At 47.0% G+C, this 12777-nt stretch carries 7 protein-coding genes; 2 read left to right on the top strand and 5 right to left on the bottom strand.

Going from position 1 to position 12777, the window contains the following annotated elements:
* Positions 1-1010 (top strand): LysR family transcriptional regulator (locus L1D44_RS15755; RefSeq protein ID WP_239892140.1); only part of this gene is annotated, 1010 nt, incomplete at its 5' end.
* Positions 1011-1209: 199 nt separating this feature from the next.
* Positions 1210-3081, top strand: coding sequence for a methyl-accepting chemotaxis protein (locus L1D44_RS15750; protein ID WP_239892138.1), 1872 nt, complete (start codon positions 1210-1212; stop codon positions 3079-3081).
* Positions 3082-3154: 73 nt separating this feature from the next.
* Here the strand turns inward: L1D44_RS15750 and L1D44_RS15745 are convergent, their stop codons facing one another.
* The 5 genes from L1D44_RS15745 to purF form a co-directional block, all read right to left on the bottom strand.
* Positions 3155-5242 carry a glycoside hydrolase family 97 protein gene (locus L1D44_RS15745; protein ID WP_239892136.1) on the bottom strand — a complete coding sequence of 696 codons (2088 nt, stop codon included), beginning with the start codon at positions 5240-5242 and terminating at the stop codon, positions 3155-3157.
* 106 nt (positions 5243-5348) lie between these two features.
* Positions 5349-7412 (bottom strand): hypothetical protein, encoded by a 2064-nt coding sequence (locus L1D44_RS15740; RefSeq protein ID WP_239892134.1) that lies wholly within the window; start codon positions 7410-7412, stop codon positions 5349-5351.
* Positions 7413-7580: 168 nt separating this feature from the next.
* Positions 7581-8471, bottom strand: coding sequence for a helix-turn-helix domain-containing protein (locus L1D44_RS15735; RefSeq protein WP_239892132.1), 891 nt, complete (start codon positions 8469-8471; stop codon positions 7581-7583).
* A 105-nt stretch (positions 8472-8576) separates the two neighbouring features.
* On the bottom strand, positions 8577-10619 hold the full coding sequence (locus L1D44_RS15730) for a DNA topoisomerase III (protein WP_239892130.1): 2043 nt from the start codon (positions 10617-10619) through the stop codon (positions 8577-8579).
* A 608-nt stretch (positions 10620-11227) separates the two neighbouring features.
* Positions 11228-12742 (bottom strand): amidophosphoribosyltransferase, encoded by a 1515-nt coding sequence (purF, locus tag L1D44_RS15725; protein ID WP_239892128.1) that lies wholly within the window; start codon positions 12740-12742, stop codon positions 11228-11230.
* Positions 12743-12777: the final 35 nt, after the last annotated feature.

Here is a 12777-nt window from a genome sequence, read left to right as displayed (position 1 = left end):
TTATTAAGGCGCAGCAGGTGACTGATCTTGATTATGGCTCTGCTCCTACTGCGAACCTCACCATGGCGTTAAAACGACTTAGGTCGCCAATGCAAGGAACTCCAATGCTCAACCCTATTTGGTTACACACTTTTAAGACCCTAATTGATACCGGACACTTTACCCAAACCGCTGAAAAATTAAATATGACTCAACCGGGTGTGAGCCAACAGGTAAAGAAGCTAGAGCAAGCTTGCGGTCATGAACTCATTAAAAGATTCAACAAGCAGTTTGAAATTACCGAGCAAGGTAGACAGGTTTATCAGTACGCTATCGAGTCTGCTAATAATGAAACCAAGCTGATAGAGAACTTAGGTTTTGACGCTCCCCACTCTGGATTATGCAGTCTGTCTTGTTCAGGTGCCTTAGCACTGCTGTACTACCCAGAATTACTTAAATTACAACAACACTACCCTGCACTCTCTATTCATTTAGAGGCCGCTCCCAACCATAAGATCCTAAAAGAGATAGCCGAAGCTAATATTGATCTTGGATTGGTCACCCACAACCCCAACAGCAGCGAGTTCCATAGCGTCCCCATAGGCCATGAACCCTTATGCCTTATTTTGCCAAAACACTACGGGGATAAAGTGATCGATTCGAACGTTTTGAATCGATGTGGTGTCGTCAAACACCCCGATGCGGACCATTATTTATCCCTCTATTTTGATCAATGTGCCACGCCAGAACTTACCGGGCTAAATATTGAAAAGCTACCCACGGCTAGCTACGTTAATCAACTTAGCCAAATTCTGCTGCCAGTTTCTATGGGGATCGGCTTTACGGTTCTTCCTAAGAGTGCATTCGATAGTTTTCCCCATAAAGAAAGGCTCTGTGTCCACATGCCAAAAACTGCGGTTACCGAGCAAGTTTACTTAGTTCATAAGCGTAACCGCCAGTTACCTGTGCGCTATCGAATAATTGAAGAACTGTTAAAACACTGCCTAAGCAGCATAGAGCAATCTGGTTAATAATCATGCAAAAACCATCTTACTCGGCTTAAGCGTGTAATTTATTTACACATTGCTGGGTTATTCACTTTTTGAACAGCAATTATTGTGCGAAAATACCCCCAAATAAGTGGTTAACTTTCAGTTAACCACATCTAATAACAGTCGCTGCCGTTCCTACAAGCCGAAACATCACTTACTTGTAAAAATAAGACATCAAATGAATTCATATTCGCTCAAGAAAAAAATTCTTCTCTCTGTTGTACTCGCCTTTTCCGTCGTGATCGGACTTCTATCATGGCAAAGCTTTTCTAGCCAAAAGCAACTGCTATTGCAAAGCAGTGTGGATCAGGTGCGTCAACTTGGTGAACAACAAGCTAAACGAATAGATGAGTGGTTAGCCGACCGACAAGGGATCGTGGCCGCTAGCGCCGCTAAAATAGATGGCGACAGTTTAAATGTATTACAGCAAGCGCAGCTATCTGGGCCTTTTGAACTGTCCTATTTCGGTTCTCAAACAGGCCAAATGCTCGATTCAGACCCGAGTATCGACCGCACCGGATATGATCCTCGCAGCCGCACTTGGTATCAGCAAGCGATGGCGAAACAAGGCCCAATCTTAACTAAGCCCTATATCGATGTGGCCTATAACATTTTAGTCGTTTCGATGGCGCAGCCTGCCCCTGGCGGTGTAGTAGGCGGCGATCTATCCATTGCGAGTCTTGTCGATAGTGTTAACAGCATGCAGCTACCCGCGAAAGGTTACGCCATCATGATGCACAAAGATGGCACCGTTATCGCCTATAAAGATCACGCGAAGTCGATGGGACCGATTCAAAATATCGATCCACAACTGAATGCTCAGGTCGCATCGAAAAGTCGCCAGTCAGGAAGTCTATTGCCCTTGTACTTTCAAAGTGAGGGCAGAGATAAGCTAGTATGGGGAACCGAGATCCCCAATACCGACTGGGAACTGATTTTTGTTCTAGATAAAGACAGCCTAGAAGCGCCACTAACCACCTTGTTACTGACACAAGTTGGCCTCGCGACATTAGCGCTAGTCGTTAGTATATTAGCCATCTCTTGGTTCTTAACGATTCTGTTAGCGCCACTTGGCCGTGTATCTCAAGCCCTCGCTCATATAGCTGACGGTAATGGCGATCTCACCCAACGCATTGAAATCGACAGCCATGATGAAGTCGGTGTATTGGCGAGCAGCTTTAATCGCTTTGTCACTAGCCAACATCAGCTGATCAGTCATATTCGTCAACTGGCCAGTGAACTAGAGACCGATGCTCAGCAAAGCTTAGCTACTAACCAAAATACGGTAAATGAGCTGCAGCGTCAGCAGCAAGAGGTCACTATGGTTGCGACAGCCGTTACCGAGATGGCAAGTGCAACCCATGAGATCGCCGCAAATGCCGAAAATACCGCAACGGCCGCTCAGCAATCGGCCACCAGTAGCGAAGAGGGCAAAGGCTTAGTCGATAAGACTCGTAGCACCATCAACTCACTCGCTAATGAGGTCGGTGAAGCAACAGATGTCATCGGTGAGCTAAATCTGCATGCTCAAGCGATTTCGGGTATTTTGACCACCATTCAAGGTATCGCCGAACAAACCAATTTGTTGGCACTAAACGCTGCAATTGAAGCGGCTCGGGCTGGTGAACAAGGTCGTGGCTTTGCCGTAGTTGCCGATGAGGTGAGAGTCCTATCTCGCCGCACTCAAGACTCGACGCAAGAGATCTACACCACGATAGAGACGCTACAAAACACGACTCAAAAGGCCGTGCTATTGATGCAAAGCAGCCAAGGGTTAGCCAGCAACAGCGTAGTCGATGTTAACGCAGCAGCTCAGGCACTTGAGGAGATCACTCAAGCGGTGAATGTGATTTCTGATATGGCGAGCCAAATTGCCACTGCAGCCGAGGAGCAGACTCAAGTCACCAATGAGATCACTCAAAATACCGTCGCGATTAAAGATGTCACCGATGACATCACCGAATCATCGATGGAACATTTAAATCAGGCACAAACCCTTAAAGATAGAGCCGATAACCTTAACTCTAAGGTCGAAACCTTTATCCTGTAAGTGATAACAGCAGCAAAAAGGCAAGTCTATCGGCTTGCCTTTTTTATTTAGCACCACGTTACTTGGCGCTACATTATTTAGAATTGAGTGCAGGACTCAAACGCGCCACCCAACCACCGCTAGGCGCCAGCTGGATTTTAATCTGGCTTTGAGCCGTTACCGCTTCACTCTTAACGGAATAATCACTTGCATAGCGATGGGCGTTCGCTCCATCGGCAATACTGTACATTTGGTACTGCGCGTTATCGCTACCAAGAAAGCTCAAATCTAGGCTGAATTCCCGAGCCTTTGAGTTACCCATCACGCCGATAAACCAATGCTTTCCCGAACGTCTCGCAATAATAATATGGTCGCTTATCTTGGCCGAAAGCACCTGAGTCTCGTCCCATACCGTTGCTACACTGGTGATAAATTCGGTGCTTTCATGCTCGCGAAGATAGTGTGATGGCGTGTCGGCGAGCATCTGCAGCGGACTTTCAAACACCACATACATCGCCAGCTGGTGAGCCCGAGTGGTCTTGCTCATCGGGCGATTAAAGTTAATATCAAAGTTTTCAGGTTGGGCGTTCACCATGGCGCCTGGCGTGTAATCCATCGGGCCAGCAAGCTGGCGAATAAACGGCAGAGTTAAGTTATGCTCCGCGGTGATGTAGTCGGCCCATTTATTATGCTCCAGCCCCCGCACACCTTCTCGAGTGATCACATTGGGGTAAGCGCGGCGTAAGCCCGCAGGCTTATATGAGCCATGAAAGTCCACCAAGAGTTTACGCTGTGCCGCTAGCTTGGCGATCTTCCAGTAATAATTGACCATGGCCTGATCGTCTCGCTGCATAAAATCGACTTTTATCCCAGCAGCGCCCCACTGCTCAAATCTATCCAGTGCCACTTCAAGCTCATTGTCCAGGGTCTTCCAGATCACCCAAAGGATCACATCGACTTTTTTACTCTTACCGTAAGCGATGATCTCTTCGACATCGATTTCATCGACAACATTGAGGACACTGTCTAAGTGATGCCAGCCTTCATCTAACACTATGTACTCGATGCCATACTTAGCCGCAAAATCGATGTAGTACTTATAGGTTTGAGTGTTGATCCCTGCTTTAAAATCTACATCAAATATATTGTTAGCATTCCACCAATCCCAAGCCACTTGACCTGGCTTGACCCAACTGGCATCGATAGCCAGTTCATCGGCCAACAAATAAGACAGCTCATTGGTGAGCAGGTCTGCATCGTTTTGCGCAATGGCAAAGACACGCCAAGGAAACAGAGCCGAGGCTGGTGAAGTGCTTATCGCCTCTCTGCTAGCAATATAATCGGCACGCTGAATAATATGCTCATTTCTATCCGAGTCTTGCTTAAGCTCGCTCTTGAGCACAACAGTAGGAAAGCGGGCGTTAAGCCCTTGTTTATCACTACCCTCAAGCCAGAGGCCGGGATAATCTCTTAAGCCTGTCTCGGTAATAACCAGCTTAATATCATCTACATTCACTAAGAGCGGTAAGCTAGCAAACTGCTCGGCGCCAATTTCCGATAATCGCTTCGGTAGATAAAGGCGTTCGTTATGGCTAATGAAGCTTGTTTCCTCGGGAAAAAGTAGCCGATGATCGCCATCAAAGTTCAACGATACTGTTTCACTGTTAACCACTAATAGCCCATCTTGCTCGGTGGTAAAACGGTAGCCCATACCTTGATCGAACAGCCTAAACGTGAGCGCGAGCTGGTTATCAAAACGCAGCGTCAGCTGATTATAGTGCTCTTGCACCCGTTTAGATTTTTGCTGCACATGGGGCTGCTGTTCACGGTTAACAGTAAGGCGCTTAGTATCAAAGACCTTAGATTCACTTAAGTACAACGTCATGCCTTGAAGCACGATATCGGCAACGGACTCTTTCAGCACCGACTTACCCGACACGGTAAGCGAATAACGAACGCCTTTTTCTGCTGGATCGCTGACAGTTAACCGTAACTCGCCGCTGGGCGAGGTTAAGATATACGGCCCTTTAAGCTCTGCCGCATTAGCGGCTCCAATAGCACTTAGCAATAAACCGAACACTAAAAAGTTAGCGAAGCGAATAACTGAACGACTAACAAAACCAGCAGCTAAGCCGCTAGCTATCCGGATCTTTATTAATAATTGAAAAGGTAATGTCTTCATAGATCTCCCTAGCCAAGCTTGAACAAGCAAAGCGTCGATTAAACAGTCAAAGCCATAAAAAAGCAGGTTAAGTGGTATTCACTTAACCTGCTTCGATTGCCCAGCCTTATAGGCTGACACTGATAGGAGACTGACCGTCCCAGCTAAACTGCTGCAGCTCGCCCTGCTCCTGCTCTATGGTGACATTAAAACCTTGCTCACTGCCTTCTACACGGCTTACACAAACATCGAAGTGACTCTCAAACGCACGAATATGCTTCAAGCACATACTGTCCCAAGTCGCAGGCAGATAAGGCGCAACATCGAAACGTTTGAAACCCGTTGGCTCGATACCAAAAATGCCTTCGGTTACCACGCGGGCATAGAGCGCACTCTCAGCTGACAAGTGGCGCTGATCGCCCTCAGGCCAAGCTTCTACAGCGTAAGGTACGTGTTCACCTAGTAATCGCTTGCGTGAGTAATATTTAAAGTAACGCATTGCGGTATCCGTTTCTTGGGCCGCAAAAATGCCTCTAAAGGCATACAAGGTTGCACGGTCCCAGAAGGTTTTATTACCGGCTTCACTGTAGATCCCATCTACACTCCATAAGTGATCAGACAAAACAGCAGCAAGGGTTTGATCTTTTCTGTCAAAAACACCAAAAGAGAATGGCAGCGCAATCCAGGCTCTTAGCTTATCGTTTCCTTGATAGTACTGATAAGTATCGAAGCCTTGCACATTGGCGCCAAAATAGGCCTCGATATCGTTAGCCAGCTTTTTTGCACGCTGTTGATAGTCACTAGCTAAGGCGTTACGTCCAAGCTCATTGTTCAAGTGGCTAGCCGAGATCAAGGCACCATAGGTCAGCATATTGGTGCTTAAGTTGACATCGCCCGCGGGAAAACGCCCTTCTAGCTCATCGCTGTCCGATGCAATCACCCCCTCATCCGTTTGCTTAGCGAAACTAAAATCGATACACCAATCGATCAGCGGTAGCAGTGCTTTGGCCTCCTGCTTATCACCATAGGCCAGTGCAAAACGGCTAGCGCCATAGGCGATCATAGCGCAGTCACCTCTATCGCCTGCACCATTCCAGATATCGTCACCTTCGGCAATAATCGATGACGGAATCGCCTTGCCCTCATCATTCATAAAGCGAGCAAAGTGTTCAAAACTATTAATCGCTGACTCGTTACCAACATCATTGCCGAGAAACGGAAAGAAGGGGTTGATATACTCCGCCTGATCGTTGGCCCAGATAGCGGCGTAATAACGTCCGCCGCCCGGAGCATGCATTAAGCCGCCTTTAGTTCGAAAAATAGACTCGGCGCTGCGTAACTTGGCAAATTCAAACATCTTATTGATGTTTTCATCGGGCGTGATCAGCTGCAGGTTTTGATTCAGGCTCGCCACATACGTATCACGCAGCGCAATCTCTTTTGCACCATCAAATTGTCGATTTTGTCCCGCTTTGGTGGCCTTAAAGTCCAGATAGACGGTCAGGCTTTCATCCGGTGCGAGGTTAAATTCGCCCGCCTTATCACTGCTGGCTTCGATTCGATAGCTACCGTAAACTCCCTCTTCGGCTGGAGTATCTATGCGGTAATCAAGCGCATCGATACTCAACGCCACCGCCTTATCGCTAGCATTACTAAAGGTCAGCGCCTCAATCATCACTGGCTGCGTGGTGCTCGGAGATAACAGACGCGTGAGGGTAATACCTTGCCCAATTTTACTCGTCAGGGTAAGACGACCATCGATTCTCGCCTGTTTAAGCTGCTCTTGCTCGACAATTTGACCATTAACGGCAACGCGGGGCGAAACAGAAAGCGGGAAATCATGGATAAGGCTGGCATGGGTATCGTTTGGTATGGTACGCAGCATAGGCCACACCAACTTTCTTGTTAGAGTCAGTGAGCCATCGGCATCGCTGCCATAATAGATAATGGCAGAGGCTTGCTCTCCACTCATTTCGATATGGTCTTGATGGCTATCGTTCACATCCCAAACTAGGCCATTATCGGTAAGCTGCCAACGGTCGTTAAGCGTATCGGCTAATCCGTTTAAATACTGCTCTTTTTCTTGTGCTTGGGCAGCGTCACTGGCTAGCTTACTTTCAATTTGAGAGTCATTTGAACAGGCGGATAAAATAGCGATGGCGCAGGCTGAGGTGGCAAATAGTTTTCTCATAGTTATCTCGTGATATAGGGCGATATTCAAGTCAGCGACTTAGCTAATAACCCAGCAATATCATCGCAGGTTATTAAAACTAATCAAAAATTCATTAAAACTGATTGAAGCACGAACCGTCACAAGCACTCTTACTAAAAAGCCGTTAAGCCTTCCTAAAAAATCACCTTAACCAATTACCTTACGCCTAAACTCCAGTGGTGACATGGCAAATTCACGCTGAAAAATATCGTAAAAACGACTCACAGAACCAAAGCCTGCTTCAAGGGCAATATTGAGTACAGGGCTTTGAGTATCAATGAGTAACGCCTGCGCATGCTGCAGCCGAAGCTGATTAATATACTGCTTGATCGACACCTTCATCACCCGATTAAATAACTTCATGGCATAGTTTTTATGTAGGCCCGTTGAGCTTGAAACATTTTCAATTGTGATTTTTTGATCGTAATTGTCGGCAATATAACGCAGCATAGTTTGAATATGGTTTAAGCCGCCGAGGACCTGCTTATCTTCCAACGTCTCTCCCTGTTTAGTCACACGCTTGGCTAACTCGAAGGTACTGTAATCTTCTATGGACATGCGCCTGATCCTACCCCGGATCTCATTAATTACCTGACTCGCTAACAAGGGGACTTGACGCTTAATATCACTTTCCCAGATCTGAGTCAGCTCTTTGTCGCAACCGTATAAGCTGTCTGAGACGATAACCTCGCCGTGCAGTAACTGGCTCACAAAGTGACTGGGCAACATCCAAGTTAAAAATGATTGTAGGGGAATGTAGATATTAACCAGTTCACCATCACCACGAGAAGCCGTCATTTGATGGGGGAAAGAAGCCCAGAAGATGATCATTCGCCCTTCAGGCACAGTGATCTCTTGGCCATTAATCAAATAATCTGCCGAGCAGTCAAATAGATAATTGATCTCTATATGGCCGTGCCAATGGCTATGGGGCATGACGGCCGGTTTTTTGCGATGAAAGCCAAACTGAGTATCCTGAGCTTGCACAGCTAATGGACTGGCTTCATTAAAGGAAATTTTCTCAACCCATTCAAACATCTGTCTAACCCCGCCCTTGCTATTAGGAGTCAAGCTAACCCATAGGCCTTAGTTAAACAATTGAAAGTTACTAAACAAGAATTGAGGTTGAGTTTATGGGAAGCCCTATGTACCCGCCTTTTTCCTCACAGCTGGTTTCTTCGTCGTGGCTGCTCTCTTAGATGTCGCCTTAGTTGTTGCTGTTTTTTTAGTTGCAGATGTGGCCTTCTTGCCCGAATAACGGCGCTTCTTAAAGCCGCCATCAGGCGCTTTAACTCCCTGTAACGATGTCGGTAACTGCGCGCCAGCCTGTGAGATCAACTGCTGCAGTGATGCCAGCAAAGGCTCCATAAAACTCTGGTACTTTGCCTCTTTGCGGCTTATAGCATCGAGGTTATTTTCCCAAAGCGCAGTCATATCGGGTGTCGTCGCACTCTGAGGTAAACTGTTTATTAAGCCTTTACCGACCTCTGTCGCCAAAATAGACTTACCTTGGCGAGTTAAGTAGTTGCGCTTAAACAGCAGCTCGATGATCCCGGCTCTCGTCGCTTCAGTACCTAAGCCGTCAGTCTCTTTTAAAATTTTGCGAATTTCACTGTCGGTAACATAACGGCTAATGCCTGTCATGGCACTGAGCAGAGTGGCATCAGTAAAATGCTTAGGTGGCTGAGTCTGCTTCTCCAGTAGCTCACCGCGCTCGCAAAGCAACTCTTGGCCTTTTTTAAGAGCGGGAATATTGGCTAAATGTTCATCGTCATCGGATTGTGACTGCACTGCTTGGCTTTTTTCTTGATCCGCTTTCGTTGACTGCTTGAGTAGTTGTTTCCAACCAAGCGCCACCTCTTGCTTGGCCTTAGTCTTAAATAAACCACCAGCGATGATGATCTCAACTTGGGTCTCTTTATAAAGATAAGCCGGATAAAACTGCATCAGGTACTGACGTGCGATCTGCAGATAAAGCTGCTTTTCCGCCTGACTAAGGTTAGATAAGTTTGCGGTTTTCTCGGTGGGGACGATGGCATGATGAGCATCGACTTTCTTGTCGTTCCACGCCTTAGATTTAAGTTTGGCATTAGGCTGCTCGCAACCATCCACCAATTCGCTCGCACCGCTCAGCACCGCACCGATAACACTCGGCGCTAGAGCATGTTGTTCGACAGGGAGATAGCGGCTATCTGAGCGGGGATAAGTAATCAGCTTGTGTTTCTCATATAACGACTGACAAGTATCGAGCACAGATTTTGCGCTCATGCCAAAACGCTTAGCCGCATCGATCTGCAGCGCCGACAGGCTATAAGGCAAAGGGGCATTTTGCTTCTTGTCTTGCGCCACCACCTTTTCGACCCTTGCGCTTTGACCGCTTATACGACCAACGACGTTCTGCGCTAACCCTCTCGACAGCACTCGCCCCTCTTCATCCATATAGGGCTGACAAGCCTCGCTCGGTTGCCATTTTGCGCTAAAGCGCTCTTGATTATCGGTGGCGAGGTGCGCCAACACCTCATAGAAAGGTTTAGAGACAAATTCTGCAATTTCGGCGTCACGGCGTACCACTAAGCCGAGCACAGGAGTTTGCACCCGCCCGACAGACAGCACACCTTGATAACCGACCTTACGCCCTTGGATGGTATAAGCCCGAGTCATGTTCATACCATAGAGCCAATCGGCGCGAGAGCGCGCCAGCGCCGATGTCGATAACGGAATAAACTCACGGTTTGAGCGTAGTTGTCCCAGCGCTCTTTTCACCGCTTGCGGATTTAAATCGCTGATCAACAATCGCTGAGCATTTTGTAACTTAGCCCCATTCACACCGAGGTGGGCGATGATCTCATCGACTAACAGCTGTCCCTCTCTATCTGGGTCGCCCGCATTAACCAGCTGTGAAGCCTCCTTCACTAAGCCTCGTAGCACAGCAATCTGGCCACGCATCTTATATTTAGGCTTCATCTTCCAAGTCTCTGGCACGATGGGCAGATGCTCAAACTTCCATGACTTGTATTCTGGCGAGTAGGCATCGGGCTCGGCTTGCTCAAGCAGATGACCAACACACCAAGAGACGCAATCACCATTGGCTGCACGAATAAAGCCATCGCCTTTCTTTAGCGGTTTAGGCAACACATCAGCAATGGCTCTTCCAAGGCTTGGTTTTTCAGCAATATATAAGATCATGAGCAAGAATTAGGATTACTGTATAAATTAACAGTAACTGTACCTTGAAGCGCCAAAGGGTGCAAACGAAAGGCGAAACGCTACAGCTATTTGCAGCGGAACTGGTTAGCTTTTATTCAAAGAGTGTAAATTTTATTGAGAATAATTCTCATCTAGTGCTTTAATGGCTCAAATTAATCAAGGGGAGATAACCATGCTAGCAAGCTTAAGCCCACGAGGGGTTAGACTCGACAAACTCATGCTGTATCATTTTTTGCTAATAACTTCTTGGCTACTTATCCTCTCCCCTTTTATTTATTTTGCCTTTGGTGCCGCACCATTAATATTGACGAGCCTTTTGCTCCCGCTCACCTGCATTAGCACTTTAATAGGGTTAAAATTAGGTCACGGCTTTGGTAAAAACGCGTCAACGTTGCTGTTTGCAAGCTGGATGGCAGTCTGGGCACTCCATCTCTACCCCGCTATATAAGATGGGCTATTGCAGACAAACATTTCCTTGGCAAGCGAGTCAACGCAAGCAAACCTCTCCAACAGTCTTGATAGCGCGTTGAATTCAAGACACAAAAAAGCCGAGCAATCGCTCGGCTTTTTTAATTAACTTTGGCGGCTTATGGATGACAAACGTTATGCATCTCTAAGTTAGTACCGATATCTTTACTACGGTTCGCCTTAGCATCGTCGTTACGTAACTGAGTAAGATGATCTAAGTAAGCTTGGTCAACATCATTGGTGACGTATTTACCGTCAAATACTGAGGTTTCAAAACGCTTAACCCCTGGGTTTTCCTTACGTACCGCTTCAACAAGATCCTCAAGTGACTGGAAGATCATGCCATCGGCACCGATCAGCTTAGTGATCTCTTCCACATCTCGCCCGTGAGCAATCAGCTCATTGGTGGTCGGCATATCGATGCCATACACGTTCGGGAAGCGGATCTCTGGTGCTGCAGAAGCGAAGTATACTTTCTTAGCTCCCGCTTCACGTGCCATCTCAATGATCTGCTCAGATGTCGTACCACGCACGATTGAATCGTCCACCAATAAGACGTTCTTACCCTTAAACTCATCACCAATCGCGTTAAGCTTACGACGTACAGACTTCTTACGCTCTTGCTGACCCGGCATGATAAAGGTACGACCGATATAACGGTTCTTTACGAAGCCTTGGCGGTATGGCAAGTCCATATGACGCGCGATTTCCAGGGCGATATCGCATGATGTTTCAGGAATAGGAATAACCACATCGATATCATGATCCTCCCACTCTCTCTTAATCTTCTCACCCAGCATGGTTCCCATGTTCACACGGCTGCTATAAACAGAGATGTTGTCGATGGTTGAGTCTGGGCGTGCAAAATAGACAAATTCAAAAATACAAGGAGAGTAACTTGGTGAATGTGCGCATTGGCGAGTATAAAGCTCACCATCTAGGGTAATATAAACCGCTTCACCCGGCGCAACATCACGCATAAACTCAAAGCCAACCGCATCGAGAGCGACACTTTCAGATGCGATCATATACTCGGTGCCAGACTCCGTTTCATGCTTACCAAGCACTAACGGACGAATACCAAATGGATCTCTAAACGCAACGAGACCTTGACCGATAATCATCGCGGCAACGGCATAAGCACCACGAGTAATATCGTGAACCTTTGCTACCGCGTTAAACACGTCATCGGCACTAAGATCATCAGAAGTCGTCTGTTGCAGTTCATCGGCGAGCAAGTTAAGCAGCACTTCAGAGTCTGAGGTGGTGTTAACGTGACGACGTTGCTTGATTAGACGCTCATGTAACTCAACCGTGTTGGTTAAGTTTCCGTTATGAGCTAAAGAGATACCAAAAGGAGAGTTGACATAAAACGGTTGAGCTTCGGAAGCGCTAGAGCTTCCTGCTGTAGGGTAACGCACGTGACCTATACCTGCATTACCTTGCAAACGTTGCATATGTTTTGGCTCAAAAACGTCTTTCACCAAACCATTGGCTTTACGCAGTCTAAACGCGCTGCCATCAACGGTCACAATGCCAGCAGCATCCTGTCCACGATGCTGGAGCACAGTCAGTGCATCATAAATGGTTTGATTAACCGATGACTGGCCAACTATTCCGACAATACCACACATGGGTAAGCTTCCTCATTGTAAGATGTTCTATTATT

The organism is Shewanella sp. Isolate13 (genome assembly GCF_022398325.1).
In the GTDB taxonomy this organism is placed as follows: Bacteria; Pseudomonadota; Gammaproteobacteria; order Enterobacterales; family Shewanellaceae; genus Shewanella.
Note: the sequence above shows the minus strand (reverse complement) of the source record. Positions and strands in the feature narration are given on the sequence as shown.